Source organism: Bacillus sp. VA13, from assembly GCF_055710085.1.
The window spans coordinates 214,293-234,434 of the sequence record NZ_JBVQPP010000001.1; the positions used below are offsets into that span (position 1 = coordinate 214,293).

Below are 20,142 nucleotides of genomic sequence, written 5' to 3' on the forward strand. Positions count from 1 at the left end.
CCGAATAATTTGGAGTGAAAACAGTGAAGATAATTGTTCAAAAGTTCGGCGGAACATCTGTAAAAGATGATAAAGGCCGCAAACTGGCTTTAGAGCATATTAAAGAAGCAATCAGTGAAGGATATAAGGTTGTCGTTGTCGTTTCAGCGATGGGCCGGAAAGGAGACCCGTACGCTACAGATTCTTTGCTGGGACTGCTTTACGGCGATCAGTCAGCGATTTCTCCACGGGAGCAGGATTTGCTTTTATCTTGCGGAGAGACCATTTCCTCTGTCGTCTTTACAAGCATGCTGCTTGATAACGGTGTGAAAGCAGCTGCGCTGACAGGGGCTCAGGCTGGCTTTTTAACGAATGATCAGCATACCAATGCGAAAATCATTGAAATGAGACCGGAGCGTTTATTCGGTGTGCTCGCGAATCATGACGCTGTAGTCGTCGCAGGATTCCAGGGCGCAACTGAAAAGGGTGATACAACAACGATCGGCAGAGGGGGCAGCGACACGTCCGCAGCCGCACTCGGAGCAGCTGTTGACGCGGAATACATCGATATTTTCACCGATGTAGAAGGTGTGATGACTGCTGACCCGAGAGTGGTGGAAAATGCGAAACCGCTTCCTGTCGTGACATATACAGAAATTTGCAACCTGGCGTATCAAGGGGCGAAGGTCATTCATCCGCGGGCTGTGGAAATTGCGATGCAGGCCAAGGTTCCGATCCGTGTCCGTTCGACTTATTCGAAAGATAAGGGCACATTGGTGACATCGCATCACTCTTCCAAAGTCGGAAGCGATGTTTTTGAAAGGCTGATTACGGGAATTGCCCATGTCAAAGATGTCACTCAGTTCAAAGTGCCTGCCAAAATTGGCCAGTATAACGTTCAGACTGAAGTGTTCAAGGCGATGGCGAATGCGGGAATCAGTGTCGATTTCTTTAACATTACACCTAGTGAAATCGTATATACGGTGGCTGGGAATAAAACAGAAACAGCTCAGCGTATTTTAATGGATATGGGCTATGATCCGATGGTAACCAGAAATTGCGCGAAAGTATCGGCGGTCGGAGCGGGCATTATGGGTGTTCCTGGTGTCACATCGAAAATCGTTTCTGCTCTATCAGAAAAAGAAATTCCGATCCTTCAGTCGGCTGACAGCCATACGACGATATGGGTGCTTGTCCATGAAGCCGATATGGGACCTGCTGTAAACGCTTTGCATGAAGTGTTTGAACTTTCCAAGTAAATGTGATTGAATCATGATGAGGTGAATAAAATGAATTTCGGAAATGTGTCTACAGCGATGATTACACCCTTTGACAATAAAGGGAACGTAGACTTTCAAAAACTGTCTACACTGATTGATTACTTGTTGAAAAACGGAACGGATTCTTTAGTAGTAGCGGGAACAACTGGAGAATCTCCGACCCTTTCAACTGAAGAAAAAATTGCGCTTTTTGAATATACGGTAAAAGAAGTGAACGGTCGGGTGCCGGTTATTGCGGGTACTGGAAGCAACAACACGAAAGATTCCATTAAGCTGACAAAAAAAGCTGAGGAAGCGGGCGTAGACGCAGTCATGCTTGTTACGCCTTATTACAATAAGCCTTCTCAAGAAGGAATGTACCAGCATTTTAAAGCAATTGCGGCTGAAACGTCTCTTCCGGTTATGCTTTATAATGTGCCGGGCCGTACGGTTGCTTCTCTTGCTCCTGAAACGACGATCCGTTTGGCGGCAGACATTCCGAATGTTGTTGCGATTAAAGAAGCGAGCGGAGACCTCGAAGCGATTACAAAAATTGTTGCAGAAACGCCGGAAGACTTCTCTGTCTATTCAGGGGATGACGCCCTGACGCTTCCTATTCTCTCAGTTGGAGGAAGAGGAGTTGTGTCAGTGGCGAGCCATATCGCAGGCTCTGATATGCAGCAAATGATCAAAAATTATACGAATGGGCAAACAGCTAATGCGGCACTGATTCATCAGAAACTGCTGCCGATTATGAAGGAACTGTTTAAAGCGCCTAATCCTGCTCCTGTCAAAACAGCGCTTCAGCTGAGAGGCCTTGATGTCGGTTCAGTGCGTCTTCCTCTTGTTCCGTTAACCGAGGATGAACGTCTGAGCTTAAGCAGCACGATCAGCGAACTGTAAGAAAAATTTCATACAGTGAAACAAACGCGGTCATTCTCACATTCAGCTGAGTTTGACCGTTTCTTATACATATTGGTTTTCCCTAAACCTTCTGCTTTATCTTGTTTTCTAAATTTACTTTCAGTTATAATAGGAACAAGTGATGATGGACGGGTATGAGACTAGGAGGATATAGATTTTGAAAAAGAAAAATACAGAAAACGTTAGAATTATCGCCCTTGGCGGTGTCGGAGAAATTGGGAAGAACCTTTATGTCATCGAAATTGACGCAGACATATTTGTTGTAGATGCCGGCCTTATGCATCCAGAAAACGAAATGCTCGGTATTGATGTGGTGATTCCTGACATATCATATTTGATTGAACGGGCTGACCGCGTCAAGGCAATCTTTTTAACGCACGGGCACGATGAAAATATCGGCGGCGTTTTTTACTTATTGAACAAGCTGTCCGTTCCAGTGTACGGAACAAAGCTGACGCTTGCGCTATTAAGAGAAAAATTAAAACAATACGGACATAACCGAAAAACTGATTTAAGAGAAATTCACTCCAAATCTGTCATTACATTTGAATCGACTAAAGTATCGTTCTTTAGAACGATTCACAGCATCCCTGATTCTGTAGGTGTGAGTCTTAAAACATCACTTGGATCTATTGTATGCACGGGAGACTTCAAATTTGACCAAACGCCTGCACTTAACCAAACGTGCGACATTGGCGAGATCGCCAAGATCGGCAATAGCGGCGTACTTGCCCTGCTTTCCGACAGTGCAAATGCGGAGCGCCCGGGCTATACACCTTCGGAAGCTGCTGTCAGCGGAGAAATTTCGGACGCGCTGTATAATTCAGTGAACCGGGTGATTATTGCTGTTTTTGCATCCAATATTAACCGGATTCAGCAAGTCATTCATGCAGCGGCTCAAAATGGCAGAAAGATTGCCGTTGCCGGAAAAAATCTTCAATCTGTCCTGCAGCTGGCAAGAAAGCTTGGATATATTGAAGCAGATGATGAATTGTTTATTTCTGTACAGGATGTCAAGAAATATCCGAAGCGCGAAGTGGCCATTATTACAGCCGGCAGCCAAGGTGAACCGTTAGCTGCACTGACAAGAATGGCAAACAAAGCTCATAAACAGCTGAACATTGAAGAAGGGGATACGGTTGTCATTGCGTCAACTCCAATCCCTGGGCAGGAACTCATTTATTCTAAAACAGTAGATCTTCTTGCGAGAGCCGGTGCACAAGTCATCTTTGCACAAAAGCGTGTCCATGTATCTGGCCACGGCTCACAAGAAGAGTTAAAGCTGATGATCAATCTGCTTAAACCAAAATATTTAATTCCTGTAAACGGCGAATACAGAATGCAAAAAGCTCATTCAAAAATCGCTGAAGAAATCGGCATGAAGCGCAGTGATATCTTCTTAATTGAAAAAGGAGACGTCGTTGAATTCCGCGGCCAAAACGTAAAAATTGGGGATAAAGTTCCGTACGGCAATATTTTAATTGATGGTTTGGGTGTCGGTGATATCGGCAATATCGTATTAAGAGACCGCCGCTTGCTTTCACAAGACGGAATTTTAATCGTTGTCATTACACTTGATAAACAAAAGAAACATCTTGTATCAGGACCAGAAATTATCACTCGCGGTTTTGTTTATGTAAGAGAGTCTGAAGGCCTTATCGTACAGGCTACTGAGCTTGTCCGTTCCATCGTGACAGAAGCGACTGAAACATCAAATGTTGAATGGTCAACGCTGAAGCAGGCAATGCGAGATGCTTTGAACCAATTCCTATACGAAAAAACGAAACGCAAACCGATGATCATCCCAATTATTATGGAAGTATAATGTCTGAATAAAGACCGGAGCTGCTCCGGTCTTTATTTTTTTGCCTTTCAAGCCGGGATTGAATTGAGTATCTTTGTTCATAATACAAAGAGAAATTCGGAAAGGGTGAAAGCGAAATGGATCATCGTATGGAAAACGCAGAAGAAGAGCGTCCTGAAAAAAATGACGCGAAAGACAGCATTATGAATAAAATACAGCAGCTTGGTGAAACGACGCTTCCGCAGCTGCCCCAAGATACAAATATTCATTGTCTGACCATTATCGGACAAATAGAAGGCCATGTTCAGCTTCCTCCGCAAAACAAAACAACAAAATATGAGCATGTCATCCCGCAGATTGTGGCAATTGAACAGAATCCCAAAATTGAAGGCCTGCTGATTATATTAAATACTGTCGGAGGAGATGTTGAGGCGGGTCTCGCAATAGCGGAAATGCTGGCATCATTATCAAAACCGACCGTTTCCATCGTGCTTGGCGGAGGGCATTCCATCGGCGTTCCGATTGCGGTATCCTGTGATTACAGCTATATTGCTGAAACAGCAACGATGACGATTCATCCCGTTCGGCTGACAGGACTGGTAATTGGTGTGCCGCAAACGTTTGAATACCTGGATAAGATGCAAGAAAGAGTTGTTAAATTTGTAACAAGCCACTCAAATGTAAACGAAGATAAGTTCAAAGAGCTGATGTTTTCAAAAGGAAACTTAACACGCGACATCGGAACAAATGTCGTTGGTAAGGATGCTGTCGAGTACGGATTGATCGATCACGTCGGAGGAGTCGGACAAGCGATCAATAAACTGAACGAGCTGATCGAGGAAGCAAGAGCAGAAGAAGGACGGATGATTCAATGATTCTGTATACTATGATGCCGCAGGAAATTGTTTTTGCTGAACAGAACCAACAGACAAGCGCACATGAGCAAATTGAATATAGAGGTGTGCCGCTTCTTGTCGAGATGAAAGGCAATGAAGCGGAAGTTATTCAAATCATGAGCACAAATCCAATGCATTTTCTGCACCCGGACATTTCACCGGGACAAAAGCTGAAATTAAACGTATAAGATCCATCCCTTTTTTAAGGGCAAAATATGCTATAATAGGGGAATCCTACAGAAAAAACGCAGCCTGTAATCGGCTGCTTTCTTCATTATGTATGAACTTACATTTTTTAACGCAGTAAGGTGATGAGTGTGGCAAAGAAAAAACGAAAATCAAGAAAAAAACAGGCGAAACAGCTCAATATAAAATACGAACTCAACGGATTGCTGTGTATAGCCATTTCAATTATTGCGATTCTGCAGCTGGGGGTAGTCGGGCAAACCTTTATTTACTTGTTCCGCTTTTTTGCTGGAGAGTGGTTTATTTTATGCTTGTTAGGTTTATTAGTGTTAGGAGTCTCGCTGTTTTGGAAGAAGAAAACGCCAAGCCTATTAACGAGACGAAAGGCCGGATTGTACTGTATTATCGCAAGCATATTGCTGCTTTCTCACGTGCAGCTGTTTAAAAATTTGACGCACAAAGGGTCTATTGAGTCCGCAAGCGTGGTGCGCAACACATGGGAATTGTTTTTGATGGACATGAAGGGCAGCTCCGCTTCACCTGATTTAGGCGGAGGGATGATCGGTGCGTTGCTATTTGCGGCTTCACACTTTTTATTTGCGTCAACTGGTTCTCAGATCATGGCGATTGTTATGATTTTGATCGGAATGATTTTAGTCACAGGGCGCTCTCTTCAAGAAACGCTGAAAAAGTGGATGAGCCCGATTGGCCGTTTTATAAAAGAACAATGGTTTGCATTTATTGATGATATGAAATCCGTCAAAACCAATATGAAGTCATCGAAAAAAACGAAAGTGCCGAGCAAAAAACAAAAACCGGCCCGCAAAAAACAGCAAATGGAACCGGAGCCTTCTGATGAAGAGGGGGATTTGGAAACGATATCGCCTCTTATTCATTCAGAGCCGATTATCTCAAGCTTTTCAGATCGTAATGAAGATGAAGAGCCTCCAGTCATAGAAAAACGTGCTGAACCTGTACCAGAGCCGATTCAGGACATCCAGACTGAGACAGGTGATCAGGAAACTGTTTCTGCTCCGCCTATGACCTTTACGGAGCTTGAAAATAAGGATTATGAGATGCCGTCACTTGATTTACTGGCAGATCCGAAGCATACTGGCCAGCAGGCAGATAAAAAGAATATTTATGAAAATGCGAGAAAGCTCGAACGCACCTTCCAAAGCTTTGGCGTAAAGGCGAAAGTCACACAGGTTCATCTCGGGCCGGCCGTAACAAAATATGAAGTGTATCCTGATGTCGGAGTGAAGGTTAGCAAAATCGTCAATTTAAGCGATGATTTAGCGCTTGCACTTGCTGCAAAGGATATCAGGATCGAAGCGCCAATACCAGGCAAATCAGCAATCGGAATTGAGGTTCCGAACGCAGAAGTGGCGATGGTATCGCTGAAGGAAGTGCTGGATTCTAAATTGAATGACAGACCGGACGCAAAGCTGCTAATTGGACTCGGCCGCAATATTTCAGGTGAAGCTGTGCTGGCTGAGTTAAACAAGATGCCCCATCTTTTAGTCGCAGGCGCAACAGGAAGCGGGAAGAGCGTCTGTGTCAACGGCATTATTACGAGTATTTTGATGCGCGCGAAACCGCATGAAGTGAAAATGATGATGATCGATCCTAAAATGGTAGAGCTGAATGTCTACAACGGGATTCCGCATTTGCTTGCTCCGGTTGTAACTGATCCGAAGAAAGCGTCACAGGCTTTGAAAAAGGTTGTCAATGAAATGGAGCGGCGGTACGAATTATTTTCTCATACGGGTACAAGAAATATTGAAGGATACAATGATTATATAAAACGTGCCAACGAAGAAGGAGCGAAACAGCCGGAGCTGCCGTATATCGTTGTGATTGTGGACGAGCTTGCCGATCTCATGATGGTCGCTTCATCTGATGTGGAGGATTCAATTACGAGATTGTCCCAAATGGCGCGGGCTGCCGGCATCCATCTCATTATTGCGACACAGCGGCCGTCGGTTGACGTTATCACAGGGGTCATCAAAGCGAATATTCCGTCACGAATCGCGTTCAGCGTATCTTCACAGACGGATTCAAGGACGATTCTTGACATGGGTGGCGCTGAGAAGCTGCTCGGCCGCGGCGATATGCTGTTTTTGCCTGTCGGGGCTAATAAACCTGTCCGTGTGCAGGGAGCATTTTTGTCGGATGACGAAGTGGAAAAGGTCGTCGACCATGTGATTACGCAGCAGAAAGCGCAATATCAGGAAGAAATGATTCCTGATGAGACAACGGAAACTCATTCCGAAGTTACCGATGATCTTTATGATGAAGCTGTTGAATTAATCGTCGGCATGCAGACGGCATCTGTTTCAATGCTGCAAAGAAGATTCAGGATCGGTTATACGAGAGCGGCGCGCCTGATTGACGCCATGGAGGAACGGGGCGTTGTCGGGCCGTATGAAGGCAGCAAACCTAGGGAAGTCTTATTATCAAAAGAGAAATATGATGAGCTCTCTTCTTAATGAAGGGAGTTCAGCTTTCTCTAGTTATCAATAATAACATTATGTAAACTAATAACCTTGCTATTTATTTTTTCGACAAAACATGATATAGTTGTCCCAATTGTTCAATAATTTTTATCGAAAGTGGTTTACGGAGGGGAAACATGTCTACAAAAGCTGATAATCGGCACTTGTATTTGAAAGTAATTGAACGAATTAAAGAGGATATAAAAAATGGCATTTACACTGAGAAGGAAAAGCTGCCTTCTGAATTTGAGCTTTCCAAAAAGCTTGGTGTCAGCAGAGCGACGCTTAGAGAAGCCTTGCGGATACTGGAAGAAGAGCATGTCATTATCAGAAGACATGGTGTAGGCACTTTTGTCCATTCTAAGCCGTTATTTCTTTCGGGCATTGAACAGCTGAACAGTGTAACGAAGATGATAGAACAGGCAAATATGACGCCTGGTACGATTTTTCTATCATCCCAAGTGCTTATGCCGTCTGAAGATGATATTAAGAGATTTCATTTGGAAGATGAGCAAGAACTTTTTTACCTCGAACGAGTCAGAACAGCTAACGGACAGCCGATTGTGTATTGTATAGACAAAATTCCGATGGATATTTTGCCGAATTCTTTCTCTCATCAGCAAGAATCCATGTTTGACCTGCTTGAGAAAAATTCAGGCTCCGTGATCAGCTATGCCGTGACTGATATTGAACCGATCGGCTATCATGATACCATTTCTCCAGTGCTGGAATGCGATCCGGAAACAGCTCTTTTGCTGTTAAAACAAACCCATTACGATCAGCACGATAAACCGGTGCTTTACTCATTAAACTATTTTAGAGCGGACAAATTCAGATTTCATGTTTTGCGTAAACGATTCTAAAACGGGCGCTGTGATGTGTCTGTTTTTTTATTTGCACTGATTCATGTTTCTTTGTACATACTTTCACTCCGATTAACGCAACATATAAGGGATGACAAGAAAGTGAATGGGTGAAAATGTTGAGAGAGAAAAATGGAATGAAAAATATTATTGCATTGTCTTCCGTACCGCTTGTGATGACACTAGGGAACTCCATGCTGATTCCTGTTCTTCCGATGATGGAGAAAAAGCTGTCTGTGACTTCATTTCAAGTGTCTTTAATCATTACTGTATATTCAGTAGTAGCGATTATTTGCATTCCGATTGCCGGATATTTGTCGGATCGATTCGGGAGAAAAAAAATATTGCTTCCATGCCTCCTCATTGCAGGATTAGGTGGGTTGGTGGCTGCTTTTGCCTCAACCTATATGAAAAATCCTTATGCTATGATTTTGGCGGGTCGGGTTCTTCAAGGTATCGGCTCTGCAGGGGCAGCTCCTATCGTTATGCCGTTTATCGGCGATTTGTTTCAAGGAGACGATGAAAAGGTCAGCGCCGGCCTTGGTGATATTGAAACTGCCAACACGTCAGGGAAGGTATTGAGTCCGATACTTGGCGCCTTACTGGCTTCCTGGTACTGGTTTGTCCCATTTTGGTTTATTCCGTTTTTCTGTTTGATCAGCTTTTTGCTCGTGTTGTTTCTGGTGGCCAAGCCTGAAGAAGATGAAGATGCGCCAGCAGTTTCTGAATTTATCAAGAGTGTGCGGAAAATCTTTAAACAGGATGGGCGCTGGCTTTATACGGTCTTTATTATCGGGTGTGTGATTATGTTTTTGTTATTTGGCGTATTATTTTATTTGTCAGATACGCTGGAGAACAAGTATGCCATTGACGGAGTGGCTAAAGGCGGATTACTGGCAATCCCACTTTTATTTTTGTCAACCAGTTCATTTATAGCAGGCAAAAAGATTGGCAAAGATAAAGTCCGAATGAAATTTTGCGTTGTTACGGGAATGATTCTGTTAACCCTGTCGTTTATTGCCTTGTGGTGGAACCACAGTTTTTATTTTTTATTTGTCTTTTTAAGCTTTGGCGGGATTGGGATTGGAATGGCGCTTCCTGCTTTAGATGCACTGATAACCGAAGGAATTGAAAGTGAGCAATGCGGAACCATTTCCTCCTTTTACAATAGCATGCGCTTTATAGGAGTAGCTCTCGGTCCACCTGTGTTTGCGGCATTAATGTCTAATGCAAACTGGCTGATTTTCATTCTATCGGCGTTTTGCAGCATCATTGCTTTATTCTTAGTGCTTTTTACTGTGGATGCTAAAAAAAGTGAAGAGGAAGAAAAAAACTTAGGGACGGTCTAGCCAACCGTCTTTTTTGCTGTGATAGCGAAAAATCTTTCTCTCTTGCAGTTTACAACTGTCGTTCTGCAGGCGCAAACAGAGGTCTTTCAGATAGAAAATGGATTAACCTATACAGCCTCCGTCCTGTCGTGCGGAGGTTATTGTTTCCTTATAAATCCTACAGTTGCTATAATTACATGAAAGAGTGTTTCTGCGGATGCTGAAAATTGGTCATAATACATACTAATAAGAAATGAACGAAGGAGGTTCCATATGTCATATGTAAATGAAATCAAAACAAAGCACGGCGGTTTAACCGCACACATTGTAAAAACAGAAAAATTCAAAACCGTCTCGCTTATTTTTAAAATGCTTGCACCGCTGACAAAGGACCAAGTCACCAAAAGAGCGCTGCTTCCGCATGTGCTTCTTCGCGGAACAAAAAGCCATCCGAAAACCGCAGAGTTGCGTTCTTATTTGGATGAACTATACGGCACGTCCGTTTCGGCGGATCTTTCGAAAAAAGGAGAGCGGCACGTCATTACGTTCAGGCTTGAAGTCCCGAATGAAAAATATTTAAAAGATCAAACGCCGCTTCTTGAAAAAGGACTGCAGCTTCTTGCAGAAATCGTCTTTTCACCTGCTTTAGAAGGAGGCGCTTTTCAATCACAATATGTGGCTCAGGAAAAACGGACGCTCAAGCAAAGAATCCAAGCCGTCTATGACGATAAAATGCGCTACTCGAATTTAAGGCTGATACAGGAAATGTGCAAAAATGAGCCTTACGCGCTCCATGTCAATGGGGAAATCGACGATGTCGATGCCATTACGGCCGATCAATTATATGAAGCATATCAAAGCGCTATCCAAAAAGACCAGCTCGATCTTTATGTCGTTGGCGATGTGGACAGTAACCAAGTGCAAGCGGCAATTGATAAGTATTTCCAAGCAAAAGAGCGCAACCTCGGCACGCCTGAAAACAATCACGCTGAGCAAAAAGCCCAGCCTAAAGAAGTAATTGATGAAGAAGACGTCAAACAAGGAAAGCTGAATATCGGCTACCGCACCAGCATCACTTATACGGATCAGGAATATCCTGCTCTGCAAGTGTTTAACGGATTGTTCGGCGGATTCTCTCATTCCAAGCTTTTCATCAATGTTCGGGAAAAAGCCAGTCTTGCATACTACGCCGCTTCGCGTATAGAAAGTTTTAAAGGCTTGTTAATGGTGATGTCGGGCATTGAAATGAAAAATTACGAACAGGCTGTTTCTATTATTGCTGAGCAATTTCAGGCAATGAAAAACGGCGACTTCAGCGAGCAGGACATCGCTCAGACAAAGGCTGTCATTCGAAATCAAGTGCTGGAAACCATTGATACAGCGTACGGTTTATCTGAATTTTTATATCAGCAGGCCGCTGCCCAAGTCGATATTCCTATCGAAGAATTTCTTGCCAATATTGAGCAGGTCACAAAAGAGGATATCGTGAAAGTCGGCGAAAAGATTCAGCTTGATACGACTTATTTCTTAAAAGGGACGGAGGGTGCATCTTGATCAAACCAATCGAATACGAACAGCTTCAGGAGACGCTGTACCATGAAAAAATGCCGAACGGACTTGACGTTTACGTTTTGCCGAAAAAAGGCTTCAACAAAACATATGCGGTCTTTACAACAAAGTACGGCTCTATAGATAACCGGTTTGTCCCTTTAGATAAAAATGAGATGGTTCACGTGCCGGACGGCATTGCCCATTTTCTTGAGCACAAGCTGTTTGAAAAAGCGGACGGAGATGTTTTTCAAGATTTCAGCAAACAGGGCGCTTCTGCAAATGCGTTTACGTCATTTACAAGAACGGCTTATCTTTTCTCAAGCACATCAAATGTTGAACGCAATTTAGAGACGCTCATCGATTTCGTACAGGACCCGTATTTTACTGAAAAAACGGTTGAAAAAGAAAAAGGGATTATCGGGCAGGAGATTAACATGTATGACGACAACCCCGATTGGAGGCTTTACTTCGGGGTCATTGAAAACATGTACAAAGAACATCCTGTCAGAATTGACATAGCAGGAACAGTGGAAAGCATTTCACATATTACAAAAGACTTTCTTTATGAATGCTATGAAACGTTTTATCACCCGAGCAACATGCTCCTCTTTATTGTCGGGCCTGTAGATCCTGAAGCGATCATTTCTCAGGTAAGAGAAAATCAGGAGAGAAAGCCGTATACTGACCAGCCGGAGATCAAACGGGAAGAAGTGAAAGAGCAAGAAGCTGTTTTCCGAAAAGAAAAAGAGATCAAAATGAATGTGCAGGGACCGAAATGCCTTGTCGGGCTGAAATCAAAGAATCCGTTTAAATTAGGCAAAGAGCTGTTAAAGCATGAACTTTCAATGAACTTATTGCTTGAATCTCTTTTCGGCAAAAGCTCTGCCCAGTACGAATCACTTTATGAAAAAGGGTATATTGACGAAACGTTCAGCTTTGATTTTACTGCTGAATATGGGTTCGGTTTTGCGGCGATCGGCGGCGATACGCCGGAGCCTGATCAATTGGCAGAAGACATTTCAAGCATGCTTCTGCGCGCCGGTGAACTGATTACTGCTGAAAAGATTGAACTTGCCAGAAAGAAAAAGATCGGTACATTCTTAAAAGCGCTGAATTCACCTGAATACATTGCCAATCAATTTACCCGTTATGCTTTCTTGGATATGAGCCTGTTTGACGTCGTAACGGTTCTCGAGCAAATTACCCTCGAGGATGTCCAGAAAGTCATACAAGAGGAAATTGCTGCAGACAGACTGACTGTCTGCAAGGTTGTTCCTAAATCATAAACAAACATCCCTCCAGTGTGAGGGGTGTTTTTCTGCGGAAAGAAGGAAAGAGGATGAACAAAACAGCACTAATCACCGGAGCAAGCGGCGGCATCGGCAAAAGCATAAGTGAAACCCTTGCGGCAGAGGGATACAATCTTCTTCTGCATTATAATACAAATCAAAACGCGGCAGCGGAGCTTGCTGAAAAACTAAGAGAGACGTTTGGCGTGCATGCTGAAACTTTGCAAGCCGATCTGTCCGCGCCAGAAGGAGCAGATAAGCTGACAAGTTCAATTGTTCAGCCGGTTGATGCGATTGTTTTAAATAGCGGAAGAAGCCATTTTGGACTGATTACGGATGTGGATAATGCAACAGTTCAGGAAATGGTTCAGCTCCATGTGGCGAGTCCGTATATGTTGACGAGAAACCTTCTTCCAGGCATGATCCGGAATAAATCAGGAGCGATTGTGGCTGTCAGCTCTATTTGGGGCGAGACTGGAGCATCTTGTGAAGTGCTGTACAGCATGGCAAAGGGAGCTCAGCACTCGTTTGTAAAAGGACTGGCTAAGGAGCTGGCGCCAAGCGGAATAAGAGTAAACGCCGTAGCGCCGGGCGCGGTTGATACAAATATGATGAATCAATTTACCCTGTCTGAAAAAGAAGAGATTGCTGATGAGATCCCAATTGGCCGGCTTGCCCGGCCGCAAGAAATTGCCGATGCAACAGCATTTCTCCTGTCTGAAAAAGCGTCATATATTACCGGCCAAATTCTGTCGGTGAATGGCGGCTGGCACTGCTGATTCGAAAATATTCGGTGTATAGTTTCTTTTGCGAAGGACACAATAATCTTGTAACTTCACATGAAATGGAGGAAACGAGCATGTCAGTATTAGAAAACTGGGATAACTGGAAAAACTTCCTTGGCGACCGTCTGAACTATGCGCAAGATAAAGGTATGAGCCAGGATACTATTACAGATCTTGCGACAGAAATCGGCAGTTACTTGGCTAATGAAGTGGAATCTAAGAACGAGCAGGAAAAAGTGCTGGCAGATCTTTGGAGCGTAGCATCAAAAGATGAACAGCACGCAATTGCCAATATGATGGTTAAGCTTGTTGAAAATAACAGCACTCACTAAGAAGAGAGGGGATTTTTCCTCTCTTTTTTATGTTTTCCTCATCACAGCAACATTCTTCTTTCTAATTAGAGAAAAATGCTTTATGATAAAGGAAGGTAAAATTTTGCCACAATGAAGGGGGTATATCATTTGGCAAAGCTCGAATGGTATTTTGAATATGAAATTCAAGTGAACCGCCCCGGACTGCTCGGGGATATTTCATCTCTTCTTGGGATGCTTTCTATTAACATCGTAACGATAAACGGCGTCGATCTTTCCAGAAGGGGAATGCTCCTCAGGTGCCGCCATATAGATCAAATTAAACGATTAGAATCAATCTTAAAAACGATGGAAACAATTAAAGTAACGAAGCTGAGAGAACCGAGGCTTCGCGACCGTCTTGCCGTACGTCACGGCCGTTACATTCAAAGGGATGCCGATGACAAGAAAACGTTCCGCTTTGAACGGGACGAGCTAGGCTTATTAGTCGATTTTATGGCCGAACTGTTCAAAAAAGAAGGCCATAAATTAATCGGGATCAGGGGGATGCCGCGTGTCGGAAAAACGGAATCGATTGTGGCCTCCAGCGTGTGTGCAAGCAAAAGGTGGCTGTTTGTGTCATCAACCTTGCTGAAGCAGACGATAAGAAGCCAGCTGATTGCCGATGAATACAGCACTGAAAATGTCTTTATCGTGGACGGAATTGTGTCAACACGAAGAGGATCAGAACGCCACCTCCAGCTGGTCAGAGAAATCATGAGGCTGCCTGCAACAAAAGTGGTGGAGCATCCGGACATATTCGTTCAAAATACAGAGTATACACTAGATGACTTTGATTATATTATTGAACTTAGAAATGACCCTGATGAGGTTATTACATATGAACATGCCGAAGAACCCCAAATGTTTGACCAATCCGGGTTTTCAAGCTTTGATTTTTAAAATTGGAAGGTGTTTGTTGTGACTGAACTAGGAATCCGGCTCAAAGAAGCCAGAGAGGAAAAAGCAATGTCATTGGATGATCTCCAAGCGGCAACAAAGATTCAAAAAAGGTACTTAACCGCCTTGGAGGAAGGAAACTATGACATTATTCCGGGGAAGTTTTATGTTCGGGCATTCATCAAGCAATATGCGGAAGCTGTCGGGCTTGATGCGGATCAGCTGTTTGAGGAGCATAAAAAAGATATCCCAAATACGTATCATGACGATGTGTCTGAAAAGATCTCCGGCATGAATCTTCAAAAGGAAATGCCAAAGCCAGCATCTAAGGCGCTGGAGCTGCTGCCAACGATACTTGTCATTCTTGGCGTGATTGTCGTGATTGCGATTGTGTACGCGATCATTCAGTTTGCGAATCATAAAAACAGCGATGATAACAATGCCGCATCTGAAAAATCAATTACGCAAAGTGAAAGCAAGTACGAAATCCCAAAAGATTCATCACTAAAAGAGAATCAAAGCAACAGCTCTGAAAAAGAGACAGACACTAAAAAAGAAACGAAAGAAAAAGAAGATAAAAAAGAAGAAAGCGACAGTGATAAACTGGAGATTAAAGCAACTGGCACTGAAGGATCATTAACAACTTATGAAGTGTCCGGCGCTGATAAAATCGAGCTCGAACTGAAGGCATCAGACAGTTCTTGGATTCGAGTACGCGATGAAAACAGCAGCTCGTTAAAAGAGGGAACGCTGAAAAAAGGCGAAACCTATAAAAAAGACATAACTGATCAGAAACAAGTTGAAATCCGCACCGGATATGCACCTAATCTGAAAATAAAAATCAACGGTGAGGTTCTTTCATATGAACTTGACCCGAAAAAAGTGATGGCACAAACCATAAAGATTGTAAATAAAAAGGAAGAAAAGTCATCTTAATTACCAGATGACTTTTCTTCACGTCCGAGTATGAAATTGGAGGGGCTTTATGTTTAACTTACCAAATAAAATCACACTTGCTAGAATCGCATTAATCCCAATCTTCATGATTATCATGCTGGCACCGTTTGACTGGGGCAGGCTCGAATTTGGAGACGAATCGATTCCGGTCGCACACTTGGCGGGGGCTATTCTATTTATTATTGCATCCACAACAGACTGGATAGACGGATATTATGCCCGAAAACTGAATCTCGTTACAAACTTCGGAAAATTTCTAGATCCGCTTGCGGACAAACTGCTTGTATCCGCAGCGTTAATTATCCTTGTTCAATTTGATCTTGCTCCAGCCTGGATGGTCATTGTGATTATCAGCCGAGAGTTTGCCGTGACAGGTTTAAGGCTTGTCTTAGCCGGAACAGGAGAAGTCGTAGCTGCTAACATGCTTGGTAAAATTAAAACCTGGGCACAAATCATTGCGGTTTCCGCATTGCTTCTTCATAATCTTCCGTTTGAACTTGTGTCATTCCCGTTCGCTGACTTAGCGCTGTGGGTAGCCGTCTTCTTTACTGTCGTCTCAGGCTGGGAATATTTCGCTAAAAACTGGGAAGCGTTAAAAACATCTAACTAAGAAAGAAGGACTTCGTCATGGAATTTCCAAAAAAAGCAGAAATTATTGCAGTCGGTTCAGAGCTATTGCTTGGCCAGATCGCCAATACAAATGCTCAATTTATCAGCAAACAGCTCGCTGAAATCGGAGTGAACGTATTTTATCATACAGCAGTCGGAGATAACCCGGAGCGGCTGAAGCAGGTCATCCGCATTGCTGAAGAACGCTCTGACTTCATTATTTTTTCAGGAGGTCTCGGACCGACAAAAGATGATCTGACGAAAGAAACGATTGCAAATGCGCTGGGACGTCCGCTTGTGTTAAATGATGAGGCGTTCCAATCCATTGAGGACTATTTCAAACGAACAAAACGGACGATGTCACCTAATAATCGAAAACAGGCGCTTGTAATCGAAGGATCTGACGTACTGGCAAATCACTTTGGAATGGCACCGGGAATGCTCACAGAACATGAATCGCGCTTTTATATGCTTCTTCCTGGACCGCCAAGCGAATTGCGTCCCATGTTTGAAAACGAGGCAAAGCCTCTTCTGCTGAAAAAGATGGGTTCAAATGAAAAAATTGTGTCAACCGTTCTTCGCTTTTTCGGTATTGGTGAATCTCAGCTTGAAGCCGATTTGGAAGATATTATTGATGCACAAACCAACCCGACAATCGCTCCTTTGGCGGCAGATGGAGAGGTGACGCTGCGTCTGACAGCCAAGCATGCTGACGAAAAGGAAACAGAGCGTCTGTTAAAAGAAACAGAGGCTGTTATTTTAGAACGTGTCGGTGAATTTTTCTATGGTTACGATGATACTTCCCTTGTAAAAGAGCTTTCTAAAGCATGTAAGGAAAAAAGCATTACGATTTCCGCGGCGGAAAGTTTTACCGGCGGGCTGTTTTCTGAATGGCTGACGGATCTTAGCGGTGCTTCAAAACGATTTGCCGGCGGCGTCGTTTGCTATACAAACGACATGAAACAGAATGTGCTTGGCGTCAAGAAGGAAACATTAGATCAATTTGGCGCGGTCAGCAAGGAGTGCGCATCAGAGCTGGCAAAGGGTGTTCAAAAGCTCACTGGTAGCGACATCGGCATCAGCTTTACCGGTGTAGCAGGACCTGATACTCAAGAAGGGCATGAGCCTGGACATGTGTTTATCGGTATTTCAGCTAATGGAAAAGAAGAGGTTCACGAGTTTCACTTTGCGGGCTCCAGAACGGGAATCAGAAAACGCGGTGCCAAATACGGCTGCCATTTAATCTTGAAGCTTTTAGAGCAAAAATAATATTTTCAGCACATTATCCTCCTAAAAAAACATGATTTCTCTGATACATTATGATATTTTGATAGAAATCACGCCAAGAAAAAATCCGAATATGCGTTCGCTTTTTTCTTGGCAAATCCCTTCAAACAGGGTATAGTATATGTAGTGGTAACATAAAGGAGGAAAAAATAGAATGAGTGATCGTCAGGCAGCCTTAGATATGGCTCTTAAACAAATAGAAAAACAGTTCGGCAAAGGTTCCATTATGAAACTGGGAGAAAAGACAGATACAAGAATTTCTACTGTCCCAAGCGGCTCCCTCGCTCTTGATACGGCATTAGGAATTGGTGGATATCCGCGCGGGCGGATTATTGAAGTATATGGTCCTGAAAGCTCAGGTAAAACAACTGTGGCGCTTCATGCGATTGCTGAGGTTCAGCAGCAGGGCGGACAAGCCGCGTTTATCGATGCGGAGCATGCGCTAGATCCGGTATACGCGCAAAAGCTCGGAGTCAATATCGAAGAGCTTTTACTGTCTCAGCCTGATACAGGCGAGCAGGCGCTTGAAATTGCGGAAGCGCTGGTTCGAAGCGGTGCAGTTGACATTGTTGTTGTCGATTCTGTAGCAGCTCTCGTGCCGAAAGCGGAAATTGAAGGCGACATGGGAGATTCGCATGTCGGTTTACAAGCACGCTTAATGTCTCAAGCGCTTCGTAAGCTTTCAGGGGCCATTAACAAATCGAAGACAATTGCGATTTTCATTAACCAAATTCGTGAAAAAGTCGGCGTTATGTTTGGAAACCCGGAAACAACTCCTGGCGGCCGTGCGCTGAAATTCTACTCTTCCGTGCGTCTTGAAGTGCGCCGTGCTGAACAGCTGAAACAAGGAAACGACGTAATGGGGAACAAAACGAAAATCAAAGTCGTGAAAAACAAGGTAGCTCCGCCGTTCCGTACAGCCGAGGTTGACATTATGTACGGAGAAGGCATCTCAAAAGAAGGCGAAATCATTGATCTTGGAACTGAACTTGATATCGTGCAAAAAAGCGGTTCATGGTATTCCTATGAAGAGGAGCGTCTTGGCCAAGGCCGTGAAAATGCAAAACAATTCTTGAAAGAAAATAAAGATATCATGCTGATGATTCAGGAGCAAATTCGCGAACATTACGGCTTGGATAATCACGGAGCAGTGCAGCAGCAAGCTGGAGAGGCACAAGAAGAACTCGAATTTGAAGAATAAAAATAAAATAAGTTTGAAATGATACAAAAGGCTGAGTGAAAAACTCAGCCTTTTTGTATTTTTACAAAAAAATGATAAATATATTGCTTTTTTTGACAACTTTTTTAGTGCTTTATTCGTCTAACAAAACGTGTGCAAAATGGAATTTATTTCGGGAGGAAAAAATGAATGACAAGCCCAACCCGCAGAAGAACTGCGAAACGCAGACGGAGAAAACTAAATAAAAGAGGCAAACTTTTGCTTGGTCTTTTAGCAGTGATGATTTGCTTCACGATTTGGAATGCGCTTCAACGAAATAGTGAAGAGAACGAGCCATCACAAGAAACTGCAGCAGTTTCAGATACCAGCCAGAAAAAAGAAGTCAAAAAGAAAACCACCAAAAAAACAGACGAACAAATCAAAATAGTCGACCGTAATCAAAAAATCAGCAATTATTTAAAAGAGATCGGTTTCAGCGGAACAGCCATGATTGTCAGAAATGGAGAAATCGTAACAAGTAAAGGTTTTGGTTATGCAGACCGTAAACATCACATTCAAAATAATCCATTGACATCTTTTTATGTCGGTTCGTCACAAAAAGCGTTGATTGCAACCGCTATTTTGCAGCTTGAGGAAAAAGGGAAACTTCAAACAAGTGATCCTGTAAGCACGTATTTACCTCATTTTCCCAATGGACAAACAATTACTTTGAAGAACCTGCTTACACATACATCGGGAATAAATGGACATATTGAAGGCAATGGCGCAATCACTCCGGACGATTTAATAAAAGACATAGAACGTCAAGGAATCAAACGTCAGCCGGGCGTATGGGACTATAAGGATTCCAATTATTCTGTTCTCGCTTATATTATTGCTGAGGTAAGCGGTGAGTCTTATGAACAATACATAACGAATCATATTTTTAAACCGACGGGAATGACGCATGCAGGCTTTTATAAAACATATAATAAAGAACCTTATCCTGCTGTCGGGTATAAGCTGAAGGGCAGCAGAATGGTTACACCGTATATGCCTGATCTATCTCAGTTGTATGGAGCCGGTGATATTTATATGAGTGCTATAGATATGTACAAATTTGACCAAGCGCTGATAGATGGCAAACTGTATTCGCCAAAAAGCTACGAAAAGATGTTTACGCCAGGGAGCAGCTCTACATATGGTATGGGATTTTATGTCGCTCCCGGAAGCTATTCAAACCATGGTGTCATGCCGGGCTTCAACATCTTGAACAGCTTTAGCAAATCTGGGCAAACCATTGTTGTTTTGTTGTCAAACATTCAAAATAACGCTAAATTAGGCCAAGTGAACAATAAAATATACCAGCTTCTGAATCAAGAATGATTTATGATCTTCTTTGGAAGGATTGCATTCGGCACGTTAAAAGACGGCAGTCGGCAAACGTTAAGATGGCAAGCTTGACAAGTATTTCCGACACATTTACAATGAAGTTGTAACATTTGTTTTTTTAACATG

General features: G+C 43.2%; 18 protein-coding genes. All 18 read left to right on the forward strand.

Annotated features, from left to right (window positions below; translation table 11 throughout):
- Nucleotides 1-23 precede the first annotated feature (23 nt).
- Nucleotides 24-1,238: an aspartate kinase gene (dapG, locus tag AC0C66_RS01100; protein WP_003220974.1), complete on the forward strand. Its 1,215-nt coding sequence runs from the start codon at nt 24-26 to the stop codon at nt 1,236-1,238.
- A gap of 30 nt (nt 1,239-1,268) precedes the next feature.
- A complete protein-coding gene (gene dapA / locus AC0C66_RS01105) occupies nt 1,269-2,141 on the forward strand; it encodes a 4-hydroxy-tetrahydrodipicolinate synthase (RefSeq protein WP_014113826.1) in 873 nt (290 codons plus the stop codon).
- Between the two features lie 178 nt (nt 2,142-2,319).
- A complete protein-coding gene (rnjB, locus tag AC0C66_RS01110) occupies nt 2,320-3,987 on the forward strand; it encodes a ribonuclease J2 (protein ID WP_072182680.1) in 1,668 nt (555 codons plus the stop codon).
- Between the two features lie 116 nt (nt 3,988-4,103).
- A complete protein-coding gene (tepA, locus tag AC0C66_RS01115) occupies nt 4,104-4,841 on the forward strand; it encodes a translocation-enhancing protein TepA (protein ID WP_003220980.1) in 738 nt (245 codons plus the stop codon).
- Complete coding sequence (locus tag AC0C66_RS01120; protein ID WP_041520957.1) at nt 4,838-5,050, forward strand: YlzJ-like family protein; 213 nt, start codon at nt 4,838-4,840, stop codon at nt 5,048-5,050. Before tepA ends, AC0C66_RS01120 begins: the two co-directional genes overlap by 4 nt.
- Before the next feature lie 129 nt (nt 5,051-5,179).
- Nucleotides 5,180-7,540, forward strand: a complete 2,361-nt coding sequence (gene spoIIIE, locus AC0C66_RS01125; RefSeq protein ID WP_133063220.1) for a DNA translocase SpoIIIE — start codon at nt 5,180-5,182, stop codon at nt 7,538-7,540.
- Between the two features lie 143 nt (nt 7,541-7,683).
- A complete protein-coding gene (locus tag AC0C66_RS01130) occupies nt 7,684-8,409 on the forward strand; it encodes a GntR family transcriptional regulator (RefSeq protein WP_014113830.1) in 726 nt (241 codons plus the stop codon).
- Nucleotides 8,410-8,546: 137 nt separating this feature from the next.
- Nucleotides 8,547-9,758 carry a bacillibactin exporter BcbE gene (bcbE, locus tag AC0C66_RS01135; protein ID WP_072182691.1) on the forward strand — a complete coding sequence of 404 codons (1,212 nt, stop codon included), beginning with the start codon at nt 8,547-8,549 and terminating at the stop codon, nt 9,756-9,758.
- Nucleotides 9,759-10,010: 252 nt separating this feature from the next.
- Nucleotides 10,011-11,291: an EF-P 5-aminopentanol modification-associated protein YfmF gene (gene yfmF / locus AC0C66_RS01140; protein ID WP_072182678.1), complete on the forward strand. Its 1,281-nt coding sequence runs from the start codon at nt 10,011-10,013 to the stop codon at nt 11,289-11,291.
- Entirely contained in the window at nt 11,288-12,574 is a 1,287-nt protein-coding gene (gene yfmH / locus AC0C66_RS01145; RefSeq protein ID WP_072182677.1) for an EF-P 5-aminopentanol modification-associated protein YfmH, read from the forward strand. The genes yfmF and yfmH overlap by 4 nt, the downstream gene beginning before the upstream one ends.
- Nucleotides 12,575-12,627: 53 nt before the next feature.
- Complete coding sequence (gene ymfI, locus AC0C66_RS01150; RefSeq protein ID WP_061187488.1) at nt 12,628-13,356, forward strand: elongation factor P 5-aminopentanone reductase; 729 nt, start codon at nt 12,628-12,630, stop codon at nt 13,354-13,356.
- An 80-nt stretch (nt 13,357-13,436) separates the two neighbouring features.
- Entirely contained in the window at nt 13,437-13,694 is a 258-nt protein-coding gene (locus AC0C66_RS01155) for a DUF3243 domain-containing protein (protein ID WP_003220996.1), read from the forward strand.
- Between the two features lie 129 nt (nt 13,695-13,823).
- Nucleotides 13,824-14,615, forward strand: coding sequence for a DUF3388 domain-containing protein (locus AC0C66_RS01160; protein ID WP_003220998.1), 792 nt, complete (start codon nt 13,824-13,826; stop codon nt 14,613-14,615).
- Between the two features lie 18 nt (nt 14,616-14,633).
- On the forward strand, nt 14,634-15,548 hold the full coding sequence (rodZ, locus tag AC0C66_RS01165) for a cell shape determination protein RodZ (RefSeq protein WP_072182676.1): 915 nt from the start codon (nt 14,634-14,636) through the stop codon (nt 15,546-15,548).
- Between the two features lie 49 nt (nt 15,549-15,597).
- Nucleotides 15,598-16,179, forward strand: coding sequence for a CDP-diacylglycerol--glycerol-3-phosphate 3-phosphatidyltransferase (gene pgsA, locus AC0C66_RS01170; RefSeq protein ID WP_014113836.1), 582 nt, complete (start codon nt 15,598-15,600; stop codon nt 16,177-16,179).
- 17 nt (nt 16,180-16,196) lie between these two features.
- The gene (locus AC0C66_RS01175) at nt 16,197-17,447 is read left to right on the forward strand and encodes a competence/damage-inducible protein A (protein ID WP_079287757.1); all 1,251 of its coding nucleotides are present in this window, start codon (nt 16,197-16,199) and stop codon (nt 17,445-17,447) included.
- Nucleotides 17,448-17,619: 172 nt separating this feature from the next.
- Nucleotides 17,620-18,666, forward strand: a complete 1,047-nt coding sequence (gene recA, locus AC0C66_RS01180) for a recombinase RecA (RefSeq protein ID WP_014113838.1) — start codon at nt 17,620-17,622, stop codon at nt 18,664-18,666.
- A gap of 168 nt (nt 18,667-18,834) precedes the next feature.
- Nucleotides 18,835-20,010 carry a serine hydrolase domain-containing protein gene (locus tag AC0C66_RS01185; RefSeq protein ID WP_072182674.1) on the forward strand — a complete coding sequence of 392 codons (1,176 nt, stop codon included), beginning with the start codon at nt 18,835-18,837 and terminating at the stop codon, nt 20,008-20,010.
- Nucleotides 20,011-20,142: the final 132 nt, after the last annotated feature.